This is a genomic window from Haemophilus parahaemolyticus, assembly GCF_018373095.1.
GTDB lineage: Bacteria > Pseudomonadota > Gammaproteobacteria > Enterobacterales > Pasteurellaceae > Haemophilus_A > Haemophilus_A parahaemolyticus_A.
This window is the reverse complement of the sequence record NZ_JAHAHT010000005.1, coordinates 21,722-42,567: the sequence shown is the minus strand read 5'-3', so window position 1 is coordinate 42,567 and position 20,846 is coordinate 21,722. Positions and strand designations below refer to the sequence as shown.

19 protein-coding genes are annotated in these 20,846 nt (G+C 38.2%); 14 read left to right on the top strand and 5 right to left on the bottom strand.

The window, feature by feature from the left end; all coding sequences use genetic code 11:
• The first annotated feature begins 190 nt into the window (after positions 1–190).
• The 4 genes from dnaK (at position 191) to brnQ (ending at position 6,043) form a co-directional block, all read left to right on the top strand.
• Positions 191–2,092: a molecular chaperone DnaK gene (dnaK, locus tag KH943_RS01505; RefSeq protein ID WP_304106627.1), complete on the top strand. Its 1,902-nt coding sequence runs from the start codon at positions 191–193 to the stop codon at positions 2,090–2,092.
• Between the two features lie 162 nt (positions 2,093–2,254).
• On the top strand, positions 2,255–3,307 hold the full coding sequence (locus KH943_RS01500; RefSeq protein ID WP_304106625.1) for a hypothetical protein: 1,053 nt from the start codon (positions 2,255–2,257) through the stop codon (positions 3,305–3,307).
• 117 nt (positions 3,308–3,424) lie between these two features.
• The gene (gene dnaJ, locus KH943_RS01495) at positions 3,425–4,564 is read left to right on the top strand and encodes a molecular chaperone DnaJ (protein ID WP_304106623.1); all 1,140 of its coding nucleotides are present in this window, start codon (positions 3,425–3,427) and stop codon (positions 4,562–4,564) included.
• A 186-nt stretch (positions 4,565–4,750) separates the two neighbouring features.
• Positions 4,751–6,043 (top strand): branched-chain amino acid transport system II carrier protein, encoded by a 1,293-nt coding sequence (brnQ, locus tag KH943_RS01490; RefSeq protein WP_304106622.1) that lies wholly within the window; start codon positions 4,751–4,753, stop codon positions 6,041–6,043.
• A 161-nt stretch (positions 6,044–6,204) separates the two neighbouring features.
• On the opposite strand, the gene KH943_RS01485 is transcribed toward brnQ, so the two are convergent.
• From KH943_RS01485 to KH943_RS01475, 3 genes are all read right to left on the bottom strand, one after another.
• A complete protein-coding gene (locus tag KH943_RS01485) occupies positions 6,205–6,876 on the bottom strand; it encodes a tetratricopeptide repeat protein (protein ID WP_304106620.1) in 672 nt (223 codons plus the stop codon).
• A 78-nt stretch (positions 6,877–6,954) separates the two neighbouring features.
• Positions 6,955–8,712, bottom strand: a complete 1,758-nt coding sequence (locus tag KH943_RS01480; RefSeq protein ID WP_304106618.1) for a hypothetical protein — start codon at positions 8,710–8,712, stop codon at positions 6,955–6,957.
• A 430-nt stretch (positions 8,713–9,142) separates the two neighbouring features.
• Positions 9,143–9,550, bottom strand: a complete 408-nt coding sequence (locus tag KH943_RS01475) for a DNA polymerase III subunit psi (RefSeq protein ID WP_304106616.1) — start codon at positions 9,548–9,550, stop codon at positions 9,143–9,145.
• An 80-nt stretch (positions 9,551–9,630) separates the two neighbouring features.
• Here KH943_RS01475 and rsmC point away from each other — a divergent pair, with 80 nt between their 5' ends.
• Positions 9,631–10,617, top strand: coding sequence for a 16S rRNA (guanine(1207)-N(2))-methyltransferase RsmC (gene rsmC, locus KH943_RS01470; RefSeq protein WP_304106614.1), 987 nt, complete (start codon positions 9,631–9,633; stop codon positions 10,615–10,617).
• 20 nt (positions 10,618–10,637) lie between these two features.
• Here rsmC and tsaA read toward each other — a convergent pair whose 3' ends face one another.
• The gene (gene tsaA / locus KH943_RS01465) at positions 10,638–11,375 is read right to left on the bottom strand and encodes a tRNA (N6-threonylcarbamoyladenosine(37)-N6)-methyltransferase TrmO (protein WP_304106630.1); all 738 of its coding nucleotides are present in this window, start codon (positions 11,373–11,375) and stop codon (positions 10,638–10,640) included.
• Positions 11,376–11,435: 60 nt separating this feature from the next.
• Between tsaA and KH943_RS01460 the strand changes: the two genes are divergently transcribed.
• From KH943_RS01460 to KH943_RS01450, 3 genes are all read left to right on the top strand, one after another.
• The gene (locus KH943_RS01460) at positions 11,436–12,344 is read left to right on the top strand and encodes a 1,4-dihydroxy-2-naphthoate polyprenyltransferase (protein WP_304106612.1); all 909 of its coding nucleotides are present in this window, start codon (positions 11,436–11,438) and stop codon (positions 12,342–12,344) included.
• Positions 12,345–12,580: 236 nt separating this feature from the next.
• Positions 12,581–14,005, top strand: coding sequence for a sucrose-specific PTS transporter subunit IIBC (locus tag KH943_RS01455; RefSeq protein ID WP_304106610.1), 1,425 nt, complete (start codon positions 12,581–12,583; stop codon positions 14,003–14,005).
• 63 nt (positions 14,006–14,068) lie between these two features.
• The gene (locus KH943_RS01450) at positions 14,069–15,325 is read left to right on the top strand and encodes a paraquat-inducible protein A (RefSeq protein WP_304106608.1); all 1,257 of its coding nucleotides are present in this window, start codon (positions 14,069–14,071) and stop codon (positions 15,323–15,325) included.
• A gap of 83 nt (positions 15,326–15,408) precedes the next feature.
• Here KH943_RS01450 and erpA read toward each other — a convergent pair whose 3' ends face one another.
• A complete protein-coding gene (erpA, locus tag KH943_RS01445; protein ID WP_304106605.1) occupies positions 15,409–15,750 on the bottom strand; it encodes an iron-sulfur cluster insertion protein ErpA in 342 nt (113 codons plus the stop codon).
• A gap of 101 nt (positions 15,751–15,851) precedes the next feature.
• Between erpA and rffG the strand changes: the two genes are divergently transcribed.
• From rffG to KH943_RS01415, 6 genes are all read left to right on the top strand, one after another.
• Complete coding sequence (rffG, locus tag KH943_RS01440; RefSeq protein ID WP_304106603.1) at positions 15,852–16,910, top strand: dTDP-glucose 4,6-dehydratase; 1,059 nt, start codon at positions 15,852–15,854, stop codon at positions 16,908–16,910.
• Between the two features lie 78 nt (positions 16,911–16,988).
• Positions 16,989–17,861, top strand: coding sequence for a glucose-1-phosphate thymidylyltransferase RfbA (gene rfbA, locus KH943_RS01435; protein ID WP_304106601.1), 873 nt, complete (start codon positions 16,989–16,991; stop codon positions 17,859–17,861).
• A 1-nt stretch (position 17,862) separates the two neighbouring features.
• Entirely contained in the window at positions 17,863–18,747 is an 885-nt protein-coding gene (gene rfbD / locus KH943_RS01430; RefSeq protein ID WP_304106599.1) for a dTDP-4-dehydrorhamnose reductase, read from the top strand.
• A gap of 19 nt (positions 18,748–18,766) precedes the next feature.
• Complete coding sequence (rfbC, locus tag KH943_RS01425) at positions 18,767–19,309, top strand: dTDP-4-dehydrorhamnose 3,5-epimerase (protein WP_304106597.1); 543 nt, start codon at positions 18,767–18,769, stop codon at positions 19,307–19,309.
• 10 nt (positions 19,310–19,319) lie between these two features.
• Positions 19,320–20,096: an ABC transporter permease gene (locus KH943_RS01420; RefSeq protein ID WP_304106594.1), complete on the top strand. Its 777-nt coding sequence runs from the start codon at positions 19,320–19,322 to the stop codon at positions 20,094–20,096.
• Between the two features lie 6 nt (positions 20,097–20,102).
• On the top strand, positions 20,103–20,846 hold the full coding sequence (locus KH943_RS01415; protein ID WP_304106592.1) for an ABC transporter ATP-binding protein: 744 nt from the start codon (positions 20,103–20,105) through the stop codon (positions 20,844–20,846).

Sequence of the window (20,846 nt, the reverse complement as noted above, 5' to 3'; positions counted from 1 at the left end):
TGTTTTCCCCTTGAAGTTCATCATGTGAGACTTATCTTGAAAACAAGAACGGAAATCACCGCACTTTAAGAAATAAAAAATTTTTAAAATTTTCTCTTGAAATGCGAAAGAATATCCACATCTTACAATTCGTAATAAATAGGGCTACAAGCCTTACCCCGAATTTTAAAATTTTTACTAGGAGTACAAAATGGGAAAAATTATTGGTATTGATTTAGGTACAACAAACTCTTGTGTAGCTGTAATGGACGGCGACAAAGCGCGCGTAATTGAAAATGCAGAAGGTGCACGTACAACCCCTTCAATCATTGCTTATACAGATAATGAAACCTTAGTTGGTCAGCCAGCAAAACGTCAAGCAATCACTAACCCGAAAAATACATTATTCGCAATTAAACGTTTAATTGGTCGTCGTTTTGAAAGCGAAGAAGTTCAACGCGATATTAAAATTATGCCTTTCGAAATCGTGCGTGCAGATAACGGCGATGCGTGGGTAAATGTAAAAGGTGATAAATTAGCACCACCGCAAATTTCTGCTGAAGTATTGAAAAAAATGAAAAAAACGGCAGAAGATTTCTTGGGCGAGTCTGTAACAGAAGCGGTAATTACCGTTCCTGCATACTTTAACGATGCACAACGTCAAGCAACGATTGATGCAGGTAAAATCGCAGGTTTAGATGTTAAACGTATCATCAATGAACCGACAGCGGCTGCGTTAGCATTTGGTTTAGGTTCAAGCAAAGAGAACCAAGTGATCGCAGTTTATGACTTAGGTGGTGGTACATTCGATATTTCAATCATCGAAATTGATAACTTCGATGGTGAACAAACTTTCGAAGTATTAGCAACAGGTGGTAACACTCACTTAGGTGGTGAAGACTTCGATAACCGTGTCATCGACTACATTATTGATGAGTTCAAAAAAGAGCAAGGCGTTGATTTACGTAACGACCCAATGGCATTACAACGTGTGAAAGAAGCAGCTGAAAAAGCGAAAATCGAACTTTCATCAGCACAATCTACAGAAGTGAATCTTCCGTATATCACAGCAGATGCAACAGGTCCTAAACACTTAGCAATCAGCGTAACCCGTGCGAAATTAGAAGCATTAGTTGAAGACTTAGTAGCAAGCTCAATTGACTCATTAAAAGCAGTATTAAAAGATGCAGGTAAGAGTGTAAACGAAATCCACGATATCATTCTCGTGGGTGGTCAAACTCGTATGCCGTTAGTACAACAAAAAGTGGCTGAATTCTTCGGTAAAGAAGCTCGTAAAGACGTAAACCCAGATGAAGCGGTGGCAATTGGTGCTGCGGTTCAAGGTGGTGTATTAAAAGGTGATGTGAAAGACGTTCTATTATTAGACGTAACCCCATTATCACTTGGTATCGAAACCATGGGGGGGGTGATGACAACCTTAATTGAGAAAAACACCACGATTCCAACTAAAAAATCGCAAGTGTTCTCAACTGCGGAAGATAACCAAAGTGCGGTAACCATTCACGTTCTTCAAGGCGAGCGTAAACGTGCGGCAGACAATAAATCTTTAGGTCAATTCAACCTAGAGGGTATTAATCCTGCACCGCGTGGTATGCCACAAATTGAAGTAACATTTGATATCGATGCAAACGGCGTAATCAACGTATCTGCAAAAGATAAAAATACGGGTAAAGAGCAACAAATCCGCATTCAAGCGTCTTCAGGTTTATCTGATGAAGAAATTCAACAAATGGTGCGTGATGCAGAAGTGAACGCAGATGCAGACCGTAAATTTGAAGAGTTAGTGCAAGCACGTAACCAAGCAGATGGTATCGCACACGCAACTCGCAAACAAATTACCGAAGCAGGTGATGCGTTAGCCGCTTCAGACAAAGAGAAAATTGAAGCAGCGGTGAACGAACTTGAAACGGCAGCAAAAGGCGAAGACAAAGCAGAGATTGAAGCAAAAATTGAAGCATTAATCAAAGCGTCTGAACCACTTATGCAAGCAGCGCAAGCAAAAGCACAAGCGGGCGAACAACCGCAACAATCATCAGCAAAAGATGATGGCGTGGTAGATGCTGAATTTGAAGAAGTGAAAGACAACAAATAATTTCACAGCTCTTCGAGCATAAATAAAGGGCGTGGAAACACGCCCTTTTAGTGTATTTAGCATAGTAAGAATCGAGAGAATTTAACTCTATTGTTAAGCAATATCAATATTTTGAAGCATAGCTATAGCTTATCAAATAAACTCCCAGTAAAAAGGAAATATATGCTAATAATTAATAAGTTAGAAGAAATAGCACAACGGCTTGAAAATACTGAAGAAATTAATATTTCCATTATTAACAACTTAATATCTGAAGCCAATAAATATGAAGAATCTTGGTCTGGTTCTATCTTTGGTTACCACTCTAATGTGTATTATAGAGATTTTCAAAAACCTCCTGTTGGATGTTTCTTTAATCAAGAATGGGGATTACAAAGAGAATATTCTTTAAAACAATTCGGGTTTGATAGTGTAGGGGATTGGGTCGAATATGAACGAGGTAGTATTCAAAATAGAATATTGGATTCATTTGATGAAGATAAAATAAATGTTATTATTGGAATATCTAATGAACTTCGAGTGCTTTTAAGTGAATGTAAAGATTCTGTGCTTTCTATCATTCATTCTCAAAATATAGTTTCTAAAGATTCTTATCTAGGTAGACTGATAGATGAACTTGAAAAATTTAAGGTTTTTGAACATAAAGATTATGAAAAGTCATTTCTAAAAAGATTTTCAGGAAACCAATATACTAGAGATAAAAGACTTACATCTGGTAATGTTTATTTCAACTTACCTGAACATCAAATAATTATATGCAAAGCAAAAGGAATTCTTTTACCTTTTTGTCAAAAGCATGATTTGATAAAAATCATTAGAAAAATTCAAGAACATCTTGAAAATATAAAATTAATAATGGTAGATAAAGAAATGATTAAAGATTTTAATGAATTAAGTAATAGAGAAGCGACAGTTTATAATATTGGAAGTATTCAAAATATGGCTAATCATAACAGTGGTGATTATTTGCAACAATCAGTAAGTTATCAATCTTTAAGTATTTTTGATGAAGTGAAAAATAAATTAAAAGAGAGCAATGAAGATAAGGAGATAATAAAAGATCTTATAAGTATCATTGAAGAAATGGATAAGAATAAAAATACAGATAAATATAAAACATTATATGGTACATTTATAGAACATGCTGCGAAATCGATAAGTCTATTGAATTCTATTGTGGAATTTATCCCTAAGCTGGGAAACTATTTATCCTAAAATCATAGATTTCTATTCTGTTAGGGCAGAATAATAGTTGGTTTAACAGAGTTGGAATAGTATAAACTTATATAAGTAGTCAAATTTCAGTAAAATTTACAAATCAAATAAAATACTATGGCAAAAAAAGATTACTACGAAGTCCTTGGTTTACAAAAAGGGGCGAGTGAGAACGACATCAAACGTGCGTATAAACGTTTAGCGTCTAAACATCATCCCGACAAAAACCAAGGCAGCAAAGATGCAGAAGAAAAATTTAAAGAGATCAACGAAGCTTATGAAGTACTAAGCGACGCTGAAAAACGTGCAGCTTACGACCAATATGGTCATGCAGCCTTTGAACAAGGCGGTGGCGCTGGTGGCGGCGGTTTTGGTGGCTTCGGTGGCGGTTTCGGCGGCTTTGAAGACATCTTCAGCGAAATGTTTGGAGGCGGTTTTGGCGGAGGCGGTCGCCGTCAACGTGTGGTGCGTGGCGATGATTTACGTTACGACATTGAAATCACCTTAGAAGAAGCTGTAAAAGGCTGTAAAAAAGATATTCGTCTTTCTACATTAGCTGAGTGCGATACTTGCCACGGTACTGGTGCAGAAAAAGATTCTAAAGTAGAAACCTGTTCACACTGCCACGGCACAGGTCGAGTACGCCGTCAACAAGGCTTCTTCGTGACTGAAGGCTTATGCCCAACTTGTCACGGCACAGGTAAAAAAATCGAGAAACCATGTAAATCTTGCCACGGTGATGGACGTGTTCAAAAAGCGAAAAACCTATCGGTCACGATTCCAGCAGGTGTAGACACGGGTAACCAATTACGCTTATCAGGCGAAGGGGCTGCAGGGGAAAATGGCGCACCAGCGGGCGATTTATATGTAGTGATTCATGTTCGTGACCATGAAATTTTTGAACGTGATGGTTCAAACCTTTACTGCGAAGTGCCAATTAGCTTCACTCAAGCTGCATTAGGCGGAGAGATTGAAGTGCCAACTTTAGAAGGTAAGTTGAAACTCAAAATCCCAGCAGAAACACAAACGGGTAAACTCTTCCGTGTGCGTGGCAAAGGGGTGGCAAGCCCTAGAGGTGGCTACGCAGGTGATTTAATCTGCAAAGTGATTGTTGAAACACCAGTAAAATTAAGCGAAGAACAAAAAGAACTTCTGCGTAAATTGGAAGAAAGTTTTGATGGCAAAGGGAAACATCGCCCTCAGCAAGAAGGCTTTTTAAATAGCGTGAAGAATTTCTTTAGTAATTTAGGTAAATAATCTAGCTTATAAAAATAAGCGGTGAGATTTTTAAAATACCTACCAACGCTATAATTTACGGAAATTTGCCCAAACAAGCGGTTCAATTTATACCGAATTTTGCTATTATTGCCCTCAATAAATGCAAAATTCGGTTTTTTGCTTTTATTCCCTTTTATTTTTTACTTTTTATTTGTGTGTGTAATTATGACTAAAAATACATTCGTTGTTGGCTTTATGCTCTTTGCCATCTTTTTCGGAGCTGGCAATCTTATTTTTCCACCTAAGCTTGGCTTTGAGAGCGGAGAACATTTCTTTTCGTCTATTTTAGGCTTTATCACTACGGGAGTAGGCTTACCTTTACTGGGGATTATTGTCAGTGCCTTTTATGAAGGCGGCTACAAAGCGGCACTAAACCGCATCCATCCTTGGTTCTCGCTGATTTTTTTAGCGGCAATTTATCTTTCAATTGGTCCATTCTTTGCTGGTCCGCGCACAGGTGCGACCGCATTTGAGATGGCGGTTGTGCCATTTTTGGGTGAAGATGTGAGCAATTTACTGCTATTTATCTTCACGCTTTTTTATTTTGCGATCACAATGTGGTTAAGTCTCAACCCGTCAAAAATGGTAGATCGTGTGGGAGCAATTTTAACGCCAGCATTGATTTTAATTATTATCTCTTTGGTTGTCCGTGCCTTTTTCTTATTTGACCAGCCACCTGTTGCAGTAACTGCACAAGAGGAGTCTTGGGTCTTTAAAGGGGTAATTGAAGGCTATTTCACGATGGACGCATTGGCTTCATTAGCCTTCTCAGTCATTGTGTTAAATGCGATTAAAGCCAAAGGCGTTAGCCCATCGGCATTGATTAAACAGACCATTTTTGCAGGCATTATTGCAGCAGTTGCATTAGGATTTATCTACTTCTCTATTGGTTGGATTGGCAACCACGCACAACTGACCCCAGAAACTTTGACCGCGCTTGCAGAACGCAAACAAGACCTCGGTACTTATATCCTCAATAACGCAGCCCAACAAGCCTTTGGCGAATACGGACGAATGGTGTTAGGGGTTATCGTTTCACTTGCGTGCTTAACCACTGCAGTGGGTTTATGTACCTCAGTCGGCGAATACTTTAGCGAAGTTTTCCCGAAAATTAGCTACCGTACTTACGTGATTCTGTTCTGTGTGATCAGCTTTGCCATTGCAAACCTTGGTTTAAAAGCGGTAATCGAAAAATCCGTACCGATGTTGTTAATCCTCTATCCAATTGCGATGACAGTGATCTTAGTGCTTGGCATTAACGCCTTGCATCGCATTCCATTATTAGGGCAACGTTTAGCGTTGGGATTTGTGACTATCATCTCGATTTTATCCGTTATCGGCACAGGTTTTACCGACAGTCTACCTTTCAAATCTTACTCAATGGAATGGCTACCATTTGCGGTAATTGGTTTGATTGTTGGTTATATCGGGCACTATTTGATTAAGAAAAAATATTAATTAATAAAAAACAAGCGGTAGCATTTGCAGATTATTTTGCAAATATTACCGTTTTAAAAAAACGATTCATTACCTGTTTCTCGTTTTGAAACAGGTACTTATACAAATTATGAAAGAGCTCCATGCTAAAAGAATGAGGCATTTTAGTTGAATATATTTTACTACAATTCGCCTCGCTCTATTTTATGGTAAACTTCGCAGCCAACGGAAAGTCCTTTATCACAAGATTTACGAAGCCATTCTTTGGCTTTCATTTTATCTTGTTTTACACCTTCCCCATTATAATATGCCGCTGCTAACTTAAACTGAGCTTGGTCATAACCCTGTTCAGCGGATTTTTTAAGCCATTTGATTGATTCAATATAATCTTTTTTTACACCATTTCCATCGGCATATAAATAACTTAACTCAAGTTGAGCTCCTTCGTTATTCAGTTCGGTAGCTTTGTGAAACCATTTTGCTGCTTCAATATAATTTTGTTTTGTGCCTAGCCCATCTCTATATATTGCTCCCAGCATAAACTGAGCAGTTGAATTACCTTGTTCGGCAGCTTTTTTAAGCCATTGTGCCGCTTCTGTATAGTCTTGTTTTACACCCTCCCCTTTAAAATACAGTACACCTAAAGAAAATTGTGCTAGTGAATTTCCCTGTTTTGCTAAAGGTTGCCACAGTTTAAGGGCGGTTTGGTAATCACCTTGCTGTTTAGCTGTTATAGCTTGTTGCATTTGTTGTAGTTGGCTTGATGAGTCTTTTGTCTCAACAGCATAAGACTGACACGCTGCCAAAGAAAAACCGAGCAGTGCTGTTGTAAAAAGTGTTTTGGTAAATTTCATTTTATTTGTCCATTTAATATTAAGGTTTGTGGATGTCGTAGTATACATCCACAAGCTCTTATCAGTCAGGAATGAATCTTATTTTGGCTGTTTGGTTGCACCGAATACAGCGTCGTATTGGGCAATGGGGTTTTTGCCATCTTTGTCAGCCTGAAATTTCCAATTAGGGTCGTATGAACCACTAACATAGTCAAGATAATATTTAAACCCTACTTGACCTACAATATCCTGCCCGTCTTTACCTACAAGTACACCGTTATATCCTCCTAAAATCATATCTTTACCATTATCAAGTTTTTCTACTTTTCCTGAAAATGTATTACCATAATGAGTATTTGTATAAGTTTGATGAGGCGTTGTAGGTAATAAATCTATAGTGCCAACAGTATTACTGACTAATTGCCCTTTTATACTATTTTCTTCCTTAAAAGAACCAAAATGGGCATTCAATGTTATTTTACCATCTACTTTTGGCAGATCCTGAATTGTTCCATATTCTGAACCAGGAATACCTCGAGTAATAGTTGCTATAACATCGCCTTTATAAGTAACATCTCCTTTTAAGCTATCTATATATTTAATTTCACTCGTATCTTCGTTAACTTGTTCATATAGAGAACCATATATTTGGGTTTTTATACCCTTGTAAAAATGTTTTTGATCATGTTCATTAGTAAATAATACACCATAAGTAGAATATGGATTATTTATAAAAATATAATTAATTGTATTTGATTTATCATCAATTGAAATACCATCTAATGGTTCTTTTTTGCCAATATATGCTCCATTTAGTACCTTATCATTAGTTACTCTATTTTCTGTTGTTACAATAACACCATTAATTGCTGGATCTGACCAACTTCCTTCGTGCTTACCAAGATATTTTCCTCCGTTATGAATATCTTTTTTAGTTATTTCGGTAAAATTAATTTCATGATTGGAATCAATTAATGGTAAGGTTGCAAATGGAGAGTTATATTCAAGAGTTTCCCCTTTATATGGTTCAGGAAGTGATACTAAATCTCGAGCCTCCTCAACCATCCAACTTTCAATATCTGAATGGGGTTCTATTACAGTTCTGATATTTAATTTAATTTCCCAAGGTATTTTTCCAGCCATAGGAATCTGTGCCAACTCAGCTTCAATTCTTACTTTTTCCTTATTGGCTTCTTTTTCAAGTTGCTCTTTGGCTAATTTTTCTTCCTCAAGGCGGGTTTTTTCTTCAGCCGCAAGACGGTCTGCTTCTGCTTTTTTTGCGAGTACTTCTTTTTCTGCCGCTTCACGCTCTAAACGGGCTTTTTCTTCTGCTGCTTTTGCTTCACGCTCTGCTTGTTCTTGTGCTTTACGCTCTGCGTCTAAACGAGCTTGTTCTTGTGCTTTAGCTTCCGCTTCTGCTTTCAAACGGTCTGCTTCTGCTTTTTTCGCGAGTGCTGCTTTTTCTGCCGCTTCACGCTCTAAACGGGCTTTTTCTTCTGCTGCTTTTGCTTTACGAGCAGCTTCTTCTTGTGCTTTACGCTCTGCATCTAAACGAGCTTGTTCTTGTGCTTTTTCTTCAGCTTCTTGCTCTGCTTTAGCCTTAGCTTCAGCCGCGTGTTTTGCGGCTAACTCGGCTTTTTCTTTTTCAATGCGAGCTTTTTCTTCCGCTGCTTTTGCTTTACGAGCAGCTTCATCTTTCGCTTTTTGCTCAGCTTCTAAATGGGACTGATCTGCGGCTTGTTGAGCTTGTTGATTGATTTGCATTGCTGCTGTTTCACGTTTCGTATCAGATTTACAGGCGGTTACACCTAAGGCTACTAAAATAGCCACTGCTGTGGTTTTAAAATCTGGTTTCATATGTAGATTTCCTTTTAAAAGGTTGTAGAGATAGAGGGGGATAGAAAATAATTTACTTAATATTTTTATTGATAGGCTTTACACTTTCAAAAATATTCAGTCAAACTTTCCCCATTTTAAAGAAAAATATAAGCAAAGTCGACCAAGATTTGATCGTTTTCAGCCAAGTGAAATGTCTTAAGCGAACGTTTACTTTATTTTAAATTAGGACATTTATGATGTTTTAATTGAAATATTTATTTTTTTTGAATAAAAAATTTAAAAGGAAAGATAAAAGAGAAGTCTTATACAAGAAAAGCCATTAATTCTCTTTTAGATTTGCCAAAATAAATAGGAAAAACGGAGCGAAATTTTATATTTTTGCTCCAAACTTTTAAAAAAAGAATAAGGATGTGAAAATAAAGTAAATATGTGAATTAGTGAATGCGGTTTATAACTTCTGAAAAGCTGCATCCAGCACTTTCCATAACCGCCTTTTGGTCTCTGCATTCAATAATTCTGCCCAACTGGCAAGATTCAACTGCGGTTGATTTGCACATTTTTCCTGAATTCTGACCGCTTGCTCTTCGGCTTCTACCACCAAGAAAAATGGCTTATGTTCGAAACAGATTCGCTGAAATTGCTCGTGATTTACCCAGTAAAATTCATTCGATTGCAATGAAAGCGCAAAAAGCAAGTCTTGAAAAAGCCTGCTTTTTTGTTGTTCTTCTTCACAAATCACTACTAATTTGACCGCTTGATCTAACCGAATTTGAGCATCGCCTTTGAGCACTTGTGGCTTAACCAACTGCCATTGTGTCACGCCCATTGCCTGCAATAATAAATCTCGTCTATTCATCTTGTTCTCGTAAAAAATTGATAGGGAATAGTAGCAAAACTGAGTAAAATGCGGAAATTATTTTTAAAGGAAAGGAAATTATGTTCTCTCTTGAAAGCGAAGTGTTAGCTCGCCATTTGCCTCTATTTGTTGAAAAAACAGTACTGTTTTTTGGTTATGTGCGTGATGATTTTGCCCAAAGTTTAAAAGATACCAAAAATATTACCGTGTTTAGTAGCTATTTTGACTATGCCCATTCACGACAAGCGGTCGAATTTGGTATGGAAAACAGCAAAAAAGCGGACTTAGCCGTGTATTATTGGGCAAAGAACAAGCAGGAATGCCAATATCAATTGTTAGAATGGCTGGCTCAAGCAGAAGTCGGGCAAGAATTGCTGATTATTGGCGAAAACCGTGCAGGCGTGCGTTCGGTCGAAAAAATGCTCGAACCGTTCGGTAATATTGCCAAAATTGACTCAGCCCGCCGATGTGGTTTGTACCATTTTGAATTGAAAAGTGTACCGACTTTCAATGTAGAAAAATTCTGGAAAAGCTACGTACTCAACGATTTAACAATTTCTGCTTTGCCAGCGGTATTTAGCTCGGCAGAATTGGATGGCGGCACAAATCTGTTACTTTCCACCTTCCATAAAGCTGACGGCTTAAAAGGTAAAGTGCTGGATTTAGGTTGTGGGGCTGGCATAATTGGGGCGAGTTTGAAAAAACAGTTCCCGAAAATTAAGCTGACGATGAGCGATATTCACGCAATGGCAATTGCGTCAAGTAAACGTACTTTGGAGGAGAATGCATTGGACGGCGAAGTGTTGGCAAGCGATGTATTCTCGCATATTGAAGGGCGATTTGACCTAATTGTTTCCAACCCGCCATTCCATGATGGTGTGGATACGGCTTATCAAGCGGTCGAAAATTTGATTTTACAAGCGAAAAACCATTTAACCAAAGGCGGGGAATTACGCATTGTAGCGAATGCCTTTTTGCCTTATCCAGACTTGCTAGACAGTGCGTTCGGCAAGCACGAAGTGGTGGCAAAATCTACTAAGTTTAAAGTGTATTCGGCAAGAACCTAAACAATCGAAATCGGGGAACACTAAAAGTTCCCCTCCTCTATGCCAATCACCACCGCTTTTGTGAAATTCTGTTCATCAATTTTCCATCGTACATTATAGCCTGCCAAATTCATACCATAAATCCGATCTGACTTTTTCCCTTGTTGATAAGCAGGACGCGGATCTTGTGCAATTACATCGTGGATAAATGTAAGCGGTTGATTTATGCCAAATTTTGCAAAGTTTTTAGCTTTCTTGACCGCTTGTTCCGCTTCAGGCAGAAATGTAACGCTTAATTTTGCTTGCGGTTTTTCTTGGGCAAAGCCAGAGATGGCTTCAGGCTCGCTGTCGGCGTAATGAATATAAGGTTTGATGTCAAATATGGGTGTACCGTTTACTAAATCAACGCTGCCCAAATGCAACAATACTTCGCCATTTTTGCATTCAACTCGTTCTAATTTTACTTTCGATAATCCAAGTGGATTTGGGCGATGTGTGGCACGAGAAGCAAACACACCCACACGTTCATTACCGCCTAAACGAGGCGGACGAACGGTCGCGTGCCATTCACGTTCGGGAATTTGGTGGAACTGAAAAATCAGCCATAAATGACTAAATTGCTTAATTCCTCGCACTGCATCGGGCGTGTTGTAAGGCGGAAGTAGACGTAAAATGCCCTTACCTTCTTGCACTAAGTTAGGCTGGCGAGGTACGGAAAATTTCTCATCATAGGGGCTTTCAACTACCGCTACAGGGCTTAAACTGATTGGATTACACATCATTTCTCTTTTTTGCTAAACTACGTTTTTCTTTTATCCATTCTAAACGAAACCATCAAAATGAACAAAAATTCTACCTTTGCCATCTGGTTTAGCACGGCTCGCCCGAAGACTTTACCGCTTGCCTTGGCTTCTATTATTATCGGCTCAGCACTCGCTTATTGGGCAGGCAAATTTGATTTGATCACCACCCTACTTGCCTTTATTACCACCATTTTATTGCAAGTACTCTCTAATTTTGCGAATGACTACGGTGACCACGTGAAAGGCTCAGACACCGCAGAACGCATCGGGCCATTACGTGCCATTCAACACGGTGCCATTACAGGCGAACAGCTTAAAATGGCGGTTATCGTATTAAGCGTGCTTTCTTTCCTTTCTGGGGCTGCTTTAAGTTTCTACGCTTATGAAGGGATTGAAGATCTGTTGGTCTTCTTAGGGCTAGGCGTGATTTCGATTGTTGCCGCTATCACTTACACGGTCGGTAAAAAAGCTTACGGTTACTTAGGTTTAGGCGATTTATTCGTGCTGATTTTCTTCGGTTTTGTGGCGGTAATTGGTGTGTTCTATTTGCAAGCCCACAGCTTGCCAGCGATGATTTTTATTCCTGCCTTTGGCTGCGGATTACTCTCGGTTTCTGTGCTTAATATCAACAATCTCCGCGATATTAACCAAGACCGTAAAGTGGGTAAAAATACGTTAATCGTACGCATTGGCTCGAAAAACGGACGCATTTACCACGCGATTCTATTAGTACTAGCGGTCGTTTCTTACCTGATTTTTGCGATTCTCAATTTCGAGCATTGGTATAACTACTTCTTCTTGCTTGCTGTACCACTTTTAATGAAACACGGTTTATTTGTATATCGCCATCAAGCCCCTATAGAACTCCGCCCAATTTTAGGGCAGATGGCAGGATTAGCGTTAATCACCAATTTGCTATTTAGTTTGGGGATTTTTTTAAGCTAACAAACTAACCCTAGGATCTGTTGATAATTCATAACAAAGAAGCGAGAGAATAAAATATTTATCACCACTTTAGATATTGGGTTAAAACTGGAAAAATAGATTTACTTTGCAATCTAATTTTTCCAGATTTTTGCAAAAATTGTGAACTAAATCACATTTACAACACTTTCTTCTTTTTTGGCTAAACCGTTTTAGTTAGAATAGCTACGTTTTATTTTTCATCAAAAGAGGTCGTTATGAACTTCCCTAAAATTGCGGAACAAACCATCGCAAAATTGGGTGGTAAAGAGAATATTACCACTCTCGCACACTGTGCAACTCGCTTGCGTTTAACGCTTGCTGATGAGTCTAAAGTTGATAAAGAAGCTATCGAAAATATCGAAGGCGTGAAAGGTCAATTTTCTACCAGCGGTCAGTATCAAATCATTTTTGGTTCGGGCACGGTAAACAAAGTACACGCTGAAATGCAAAAACAGATGGGCATTGGTGATATGTCAACCTCTGAAGTAGCTGCAGCAGGGGCTGCAAACCAACCATTATTACAACGTTTGGTGAAAGGTTTAGCGGATATTTTCGTACCAATCATTCCTGCTATCGTGGCAGGCGGTTTGCTGATGGGTATCCACTCGATGCTAACCTCGGTCGGCTTCTTCTGGGAAGGGCATTCAGTTGTCACCAAATACCCTGATGTGTCGGACTTAGTGGATTTCATTAACACCATCGCGAACGCACCTTTCGTCTTCTTACCTGTATTACTCGGTTTCTCGGCAACCCGTAAATTTGGCGGCAATCCATTCTTAGGGGCGGCACTTGGTATGCTTTTAGTTCACCCTGCATTAGCAGATGGTTGGAACTATGCGAAAACCTTAATGGAAGGTAACATCAAATACTGGAACGTACTGGGTTTAGAAATCGAAAAAGTGGGCTATCAAGGCACGGTAATCCCAACAATCATTTCAGCTTGGGTGCTTGCAACCCTTGAAAAAGGCTTCCGCAAATTTGTACCTTCATATTTAGATAACCTGGTGACTCCGATGTTCTCTTTATTCATCGCTGGTTTCTTGGCATTCACCGTTATCGGTCCATTCGGACGTGAAGCAGGTAGCTTAATTTCTTCAGGCTTAACTTGGTTATATAACAGCTTAGGTTTTGTAGGCGGTGCAATCTTCGGTACATTTTACGCTCCAATCGTTATCACGGGTATGCATCAAACCTTTATTGCGGTAGAAACCCAATTATTAGCGGACATTGCACACACTGGCGGTACGTTCATTTTCCCAATCGCAGCAATGTCTAACATCGCACAAGGTGCGGCGTGTTTAGGCGTGGCGTTTACAATGAAAGATGCCAAAGTCCGTGGTTTAGCGATTCCATCTGGCGTATCTGCCTTATTAGGTATTACAGAGCCAGCGATGTTTGGTGTTAACTTACGCTATCGCCACGCATTCATCTCTGCAATGATCGGTTCAGGCTTAGCAAGTGCATTCATTGCAGCATTTAACGTAAAAGCGATTGCTTTAGGTGCAGCAGGCTTCTTGGGGGTGGCTTCTATCAAACCAGATAGCCTTGCAATGTACTCAATCGGTATGGTGATTTCATTCATAGTTGCGTTTGGTTTATCAGTAATTTTAGGTAAACGTGCACAAGTGAAAAAAGTTTAATCTTTAGGCAATAATTTTACGCCCTAAGCAAATGTTTGGGGCGTTTTGTTTTATAATAACGGAATGAAAATACAGAAATTAACCCTTGAACAATGTACCGAATGTGAAACCTTGGTGAAAGTTCCGCATCTGCTCTATAACCATATTGCAAATTGTCCGAACTGCCATCATACGCTCGAAAAGGGCAATGCGTGGAATTTACGCCGCTGTGCCGTTATTGCGCTTGCAGTGCTTATTTTGCTCCCTTTTGCACTTACATTTCCTCTGATGAGTATTGACTTGCTCGGCGTGCCTGTGCACGCAACTATTTGGGGCGGTGTGTGGAAAATGGCAGTAGAAGGCTACGCTTACACCGCATTTATGATTTTGCTCTGTTCGGTTGTTGCCCCTATTGCCTTTGTATTGCTAATTTTAACAATAACAGCTCAACATTTAATTGGGCGGCGCCCTCGCTATACGCTGATTTTTCTTGGCAAAATCCAAGAGTGGGTAATGTTTGATGTCTATTTTGTAGCACTTGCCGTAGCCGCATTTAAAATCAAGGACTACGCCAGCATTGAGTTTAGCATCCATCTTTCTGCTTTTGTGCTTGCAACGCTACTCATTACCTTGTTATTTAGCAAAATCGATCTCAAACAAGCGTGGGCGTATTTTTATCCAGAATGTCGGCCGCTTGCGTCGGATTATCCGCATCCGCCTTCGCTATGCCCAGTGTGTGATTTTACATTTGATGAGAACATTATCGATTTAAAAGGTCGCCATCGCTGCCCTCGTTGTGAAAGTAATTTAGATGTGCCGGATAAAATCAAATTACAACGTGTTTGGGCGGCACTGATTGCTGGTGCGATTATGATGATTCCTGCCAACCTGCTGCCGATTTCAGCCACAGGGCTTGCTGGCTCAGTGTCTGCGGATACGTTAATGTCGGGCGTGATTACCTTTATGAAAATGGGCAGTTATGCGGTTGCCGCAATTGTATTTGTCGCAAGTATCGCTGTGCCGTTTAGCAAAGTCGCCATTTTGTTCTACTTATTGCTAGCTATTCACTACAAATGGAAGCATCCTATCCATCTTCAAATGAAATTACTCCATTACGTTCACTTTGTAGGGCGTTGGTCGATGTTGGATTTGTTTGTATTAGCGTTGATGATGTCGCTGTTAGAACGGGGTAATATTTTGAGTTTTTCGGTTGGCGATGCAGCGTTTTTCTTTGGTTCCGCTGTTTTTCTCACTATGATTGCATCCAGCAATTTAGATGCCAGAATGTTATGGCGGATTCATTATAAATATCAAAAATCAGATGATGATACTTCAGTTTAGTAGATATTGGTTATAAGTAAAAGACCGCTTGTATGGATAAATATCTCTCATATAAGTGGTCTCTTTTGGTTAAAAAAAGCAAATTAAATGCTGAAAGAAGAACCACAGCCACAGGTTGAACTCGCATTCGGATTCTGCACCACAAAACGCGAACCATCTAGCCCTTCGGTGTAATCTACTGTACCACCAATCAAATATTGCAAACTCATTGGATCCACCACTAAACTGACATTTTGGTTTTCAATGGTTAAATCTCCCTCATTAACTTGATCGTCAAAGGTAAACCCATATTGGAACCCGCTGCAGCCACCACCTGTGATATACACACGCAAACGTAGATTTGGATTATCTTCCCCTTCAATTAAACTCTTCACCTTTCTCGCCGCAGCATCTGTAAAGATAAGAGGAATTTGGATATCGCTCATTAATTGTTCTCACTTATTCTAATAAAATAATTGCAGCATTATCCTCTAATATCAGGTAAAATAAAAGCTGTTTGATGTCATTTCTTATTAAAGGTAACATAATGAAAATTCTCGTGACAGGCGGTGCAGGCTTTATCGGCTCTGCAGTAGTTCGCCATATTATTGAAAACACGCAAGACAGCGTAGTAAACGTTGATAAATTGACCTATGCTGGTAATTTAGAATCCCTAGAAACGGTGGAAAATCATCCACGTTATGCGTTTGAGCAAGTGGATATTTGTGATGCAAAAGCATTGGCACGTGTATTTGAACATCATCAACCAGATGCGGTGATGCACTTAGCGGCAGAAAGCCATGTTGACCGTTCTATTGATGGGCCAGCAGTTTTTATCGAAACAAATATCGTAGGTACTTACACGCTATTAGAAGCAGCTCGAGCCTATTGGAATACATTAAGCGATGAGAAAAAAGTGGCATTCCGTTTCCACCATATTTCAACCGATGAAGTCTATGGTGATTTAGAAGGCACGGATGATTTGTTTACTGAAACTACACCTTATGCACCTAGCAGTCCTTATTCAGCATCTAAAGCTTCAAGTGATCACTTAGTGCGTGCATGGCTGCGTACTTATGGTTTACCAACGATTGTGACTAACTGTTCAAATAACTATGGTCCATTTCATTTTCCTGAAAAACTTATCCCATTAATGATTTTAAATGCACTAGATGGAAAACCATTACCAGTTTATGGAAATGGTCAACAAATTCGAGACTGGTTATTTGTAGAAGATCATGCGCGTGCATTATATAAAGTCGTAACAGAAGGTAAGGTAGGTGAAACATATAATATTGGTGGGCATAATGAGAAAGCAAATATTGATGTAGTACGTACTATTTGCAGTTTATTAGAAGAGTTAGTGCCAAATAAACCAGAAGGTGTAGCAAAATATGAAGATCTTATTACCTATGTGAAAGATCGCCTTGGTCATGATGTGCGCTATGCGATTGATGCAGCCAAAATTGGCCGAGAATTAGGTTGGAAGCCACAAGAAACTTTTGAATCAGGTATTCGCAAAACGGTGGAATGGTACTTAAATAATCAAAAATGGTGGAGTCGTGTATTAGATGGCTCATATAACCGTGAACGTTTAGGTAACTAATTATTAACAAGCGGTGAAGTTTTTCTAATGATTTGCAAAAATCTAAGAATATCGGCCCGCTCTTTTAAAGGTTCTCTTATGAAAGGTATTATTCTGGCAGGCGGTTCTGGTACTCGCCTTTATCCTATTACTCGAGGCGTATCTAAGCAACTTTTGCCTGTTTATGATAAACCGATGATTTACTATCCACTTTCAGTATTAATGTTAGCGGGTATTCGTGATGTTCTTATTATTACTACCCCTGAAGATAATGAAAGTTTCAAGCGCTTATTAGGTGATGGTTCAGATTTTGGTGTGAATTTACAGTACGCAATTCAACCAAGCCCAGATGGTTTAGCTCAAGCATTTCTTATTGGTGAAGAGTTTATTAATGGTGATAGTTGTTGCTTAGTACTTGGAGATAACATTTTCTACGGTCAACACTTCAGTCAAATGTTGCAAGAGGCAGTTAAACAGCCCCACGGTGCCACAGTATTTGGATATTTAGTGAAAGATCCTGAGCGCTTTGGTGTAGTGGAATTTGATGAAAACTTCAAAGCGGTTTCGATTGAAGAAAAACCAGCTCAACCAAAATCAAACTATGCTGTAACAGGTTTATATTTTTATGATAACCGTGTGGTGGAATTTGCAAAACAAGTCAAGCCCTCTGCTCGTGGAGAATTAGAGATTACTACTCTTAACGAAATGTATTTAAACGATGGCTCACTCAACGTGCAATTGCTTGGGCGAGGTTTTGCTTGGTTAGATACGGGTACACACGAAAGTTTACATGAAGCGGCTTCATTTGTTCGTACCATTGAAAAGGTGCAAGGTTTGCAAGTAGCATGTTTAGAAGAAATCGCATGGCGTAATGGTTGGCTCACGTCTGAACAAGTGGAACAACTAGCGAAACCAATGGCAAAAAATGAGTATGGGCAATACTTGCTTAGAATAATTAAGGAAAAAAAATAGTGTGGCAAAATTCCTAATCACAGGGGCAAATGGACAAATAGGTTTCGCTTTGACACAAAGGTTAAGGCTCGAAAACGGTCATGATATATTAGCTTTAAAACATAACGAGCTTGATATCACGAATAAAAATACTGTACTGTCTTTGGTTGATTCGTTTAAGCCGAATATTATTATTAATGGGGCAGCTTACACGCATGTGGATAGAGCTGAAACAGAAGAGTCACTAGTTCATGATGTTAATGTTAAAGGGTTAAAATATTTAGCTGAGGCTGCAAATAGAGTTAATGCAACTATCTTGCATATATCTACTGATTATGTATTTGATGGATATAAAAAAGGTAAATATACAGAAACCGATATTACTTGTCCCTTAAGTGCTTATGGCAAAAGTAAGGCAGAGGGAGATAAGGTGCTTCTTTCCCTTGTTTCAAGAGTGATCATTTTGCGTACTTCTTGGGTTTTTGGCGAACATGGCAATAATTTTGTGAAAACTATGCTTCACTTAGCCAGAAAACACGATACATTAAACGTTGTTGCGGATCAAATTGGTGGGCCAACTTATGCTGGAGATATTGCTAGTACATTAGTTCAGATTGCTGAAAAAATTATTAGAGGCGAAAGTATCGAATATGGCATTTATCATTTTAGTGGAGTGCCATATGTTAGTTGGTGTGATTTTGCTAAAGCTATTTTAGCTGAGGCTGTTTCACAAAATGTGTTAGAGAAAATTCCTTTTGTAAATGATATTACGACTGCGGATTATCCAACCCTAGCTAAACGTCCAGCCAATACTTGCTTAGATTTAACTAAAATTCAGCAAGCGTTTGGAGTTAAGCCAAGTGATTGGCAAAAAGCATTGAAAAATATTAAGGCTTATGCAGAATAAGAAAATATAAGGATTCATAATGAAAGTTATTGATACTAAAATTCCCGATGTAAAATTATTAGAACCTCAAGTGTTTGGTGATGAACGTGGTTTCTTTATGGAAACCTTCCGTGATGAATGGTTTAAACAAAATATAGCAGATCGTACTTTTGTACAAGAAAATCATTCAAAATCGGTAAAAGGAGTATTACGTGGATTACATTATCAAACTGAAAATACACAAGGTAAATTAGTGCGTGTAGTATCTGGAGCTGTATTTGATGTTGCCGTTGATATGCGGGAATTCTCTCCTACATTTGGACAATGGGTAGGTGAAATTTTATCTGCTGAAAATAAACGTCAGCTTTGGGTACCTGAAGGGTTTGCACATGGCTTTTATGTTTTAACTGATGAAGCTGAATTTACCTATAAATGTACTGATTACTATAATCCTAAAGCAGAGCATTCCTTAATTTGGAATGATGAGACCGTCGGTATTGAATGGCCTTTAGAGAGCGAACCGAGTTTGTCAGCAAAAGATTTAGCTGGAAAAATTTTAAAGGATGCTGTGAAATTTAAATAAGATATTGTTTATGAAATTATTTGTAAATCAAATTAAATATATCGAATTATTGAAGCAGTTGGTTCTTAAGGATATAAAACTAAAATATAGAAGAAGTTATTTAGGCTATATTTGGAGTATTTTAAATCCTTTGTTAATGATGATTGTATTAACAGTGGTTTTTTCAAACTTATTTAAATTCGATATTCCTAATTTTTCAGCCTATCTTCTTACAGGACAATTAATTTTTGGTTTTGTTTCAGAGGCGACCTCTAGTTCAGTCACAGCTATTGTTCATAATGCTTCTTTAATTAAAAAGACATATGTACCAAAGTATATTTTTGTTTTATCTAAAATAACAAGCTCATTAGTTAATATGCTGTTTGCAATGATAGCCCTAATTCTTGTGATGATTTTTACCCAAGTAGAAATTACATTGAATGTTTTATGGGTTCCCATAATTTTCTTAGAGCTTTATATTTTTAGTTTAGGATTAGGATTCATTTTATCGGCTTCAACTGTATTTTTTAGAGATATTCAATATTTATGGGGTGTTTTTACTTCTATTTGGATGTATTTAACCCCTATAATTTATCCTGTGTCTATTATTTCTCAAGAATATCGTTGGTGGTATGATAACCTTAATCCTATGGTGAATTATGTTGAGCAGTTTAGAAATGTAATTCTAAATGGGCAGAGTTTGTCAATGGAGTCTTTATCTCAAGGTTTTATTATATCGATAATTCTATTATTAGTCGGTATTTGGTTTTTCAATCGTAAAGAAAATGAATTTATACTTTATATCTAAATAATTATGAATGATATAGTGATCGAAGTAAAAAATGCTACAGTAAGATTTAATAAATCAGCTGAAAGTATTAGTGGTTTAAAAGAATATATTATTAAGATGTTAAAACGAGAGCTAATGTTTCAAGAGTTCTTGGCACTTAAAAATATTAATTTTACTGTAAAACGAGGGGAGTCTTGGGGATTAATTGGGAAGAATGGTTCAGGGAAATCTACTTTACTTAAATTAATTTCAGGAATTATCAGACCTTACCAAGGAAATGTAACAGTCAATGGCTCTATTTCACCATTAATTGAATTAGGAGCTGGCTTTGATCCGGAATTGACAGCAAGAGAAAATATTTTTCTTAATGGGGCATTATTAGGCTATAGTAAAAGATTTATTGAATCTCATTTCCAAGCGATTGTTGACTTTGCAGAATTAAATGATTTTATTGATGTTCCTATTAAGAATTTTTCTTCAGGTATGTCTGCTAGATTAGGATTTGCTATTGCAACAGTGCAGAAACCTGATATTTTGATTGTTGATGAAGTATTAGCCGTAGGTGATTTTGCCTTTCAACAAAAGTGTAAAGAGAGAATGGAACATTTGTTGAGCAATGGCACAACATTATTGTTTGTATCTCATTCAATTGAGCAAGTTAAAGAGTTATGCTCTAACGCTATCTGGATTGATAATGGTGAAGTAAGGGCTATAGGGGATACTTATTCTGTTTCTCAAGAATATATATCTTTTATCGTTAATAACTAA

Excerpts from the sequence above, each read along its gene's own strand:
- dnaK (WP_304106627.1), top strand. The coding sequence starts at position 191 with ATGGGAAAAATTATTGGTATTGATTTAGGTACAACAAACTCTTGTGTA.
- KH943_RS01500 (WP_304106625.1), top strand. The coding sequence starts at position 2,255 with ATGCTAATAATTAATAAGTTAGAAGAAATAGCACAACGGCTTGAAAAT.
- dnaJ (WP_304106623.1), top strand. The coding sequence starts at position 3,425 with ATGGCAAAAAAAGATTACTACGAAGTCCTTGGTTTACAAAAAGGGGCG.
- brnQ (WP_304106622.1), top strand. The coding sequence starts at position 4,751 with ATGACTAAAAATACATTCGTTGTTGGCTTTATGCTCTTTGCCATCTTT.
- KH943_RS01485 (WP_304106620.1), bottom strand. The coding sequence starts at position 6,876 with ATGAAATTTACCAAAACACTTTTTACAACAGCACTGCTCGGTTTTTCT.
- KH943_RS01480 (WP_304106618.1), bottom strand. The coding sequence starts at position 8,712 with ATGAAACCAGATTTTAAAACCACAGCAGTGGCTATTTTAGTAGCCTTA.
- KH943_RS01475 (WP_304106616.1), bottom strand. The coding sequence starts at position 9,550 with ATGAATAGACGAGATTTATTATTGCAGGCAATGGGCGTGACACAATGG.
- rsmC (WP_304106614.1), top strand. The coding sequence starts at position 9,631 with ATGTTCTCTCTTGAAAGCGAAGTGTTAGCTCGCCATTTGCCTCTATTT.
- tsaA (WP_304106630.1), bottom strand. The coding sequence starts at position 11,375 with ATGTGTAATCCAATCAGTTTAAGCCCTGTAGCGGTAGTTGAAAGCCCC.
- KH943_RS01460 (WP_304106612.1), top strand. The coding sequence starts at position 11,436 with ATGAACAAAAATTCTACCTTTGCCATCTGGTTTAGCACGGCTCGCCCG.
- KH943_RS01455 (WP_304106610.1), top strand. The coding sequence starts at position 12,581 with ATGAACTTCCCTAAAATTGCGGAACAAACCATCGCAAAATTGGGTGGT.
- KH943_RS01450 (WP_304106608.1), top strand. The coding sequence starts at position 14,069 with ATGAAAATACAGAAATTAACCCTTGAACAATGTACCGAATGTGAAACC.
- erpA (WP_304106605.1), bottom strand. The coding sequence starts at position 15,750 with ATGAGCGATATCCAAATTCCTCTTATCTTTACAGATGCTGCGGCGAGA.
- rffG (WP_304106603.1), top strand. The coding sequence starts at position 15,852 with ATGAAAATTCTCGTGACAGGCGGTGCAGGCTTTATCGGCTCTGCAGTA.
- rfbA (WP_304106601.1), top strand. The coding sequence starts at position 16,989 with ATGAAAGGTATTATTCTGGCAGGCGGTTCTGGTACTCGCCTTTATCCT.
- rfbC (WP_304106597.1), top strand. The coding sequence starts at position 18,767 with ATGAAAGTTATTGATACTAAAATTCCCGATGTAAAATTATTAGAACCT.
- KH943_RS01420 (WP_304106594.1), top strand. The coding sequence starts at position 19,320 with ATGAAATTATTTGTAAATCAAATTAAATATATCGAATTATTGAAGCAG.
- KH943_RS01415 (WP_304106592.1), top strand. The coding sequence starts at position 20,103 with ATGAATGATATAGTGATCGAAGTAAAAAATGCTACAGTAAGATTTAAT.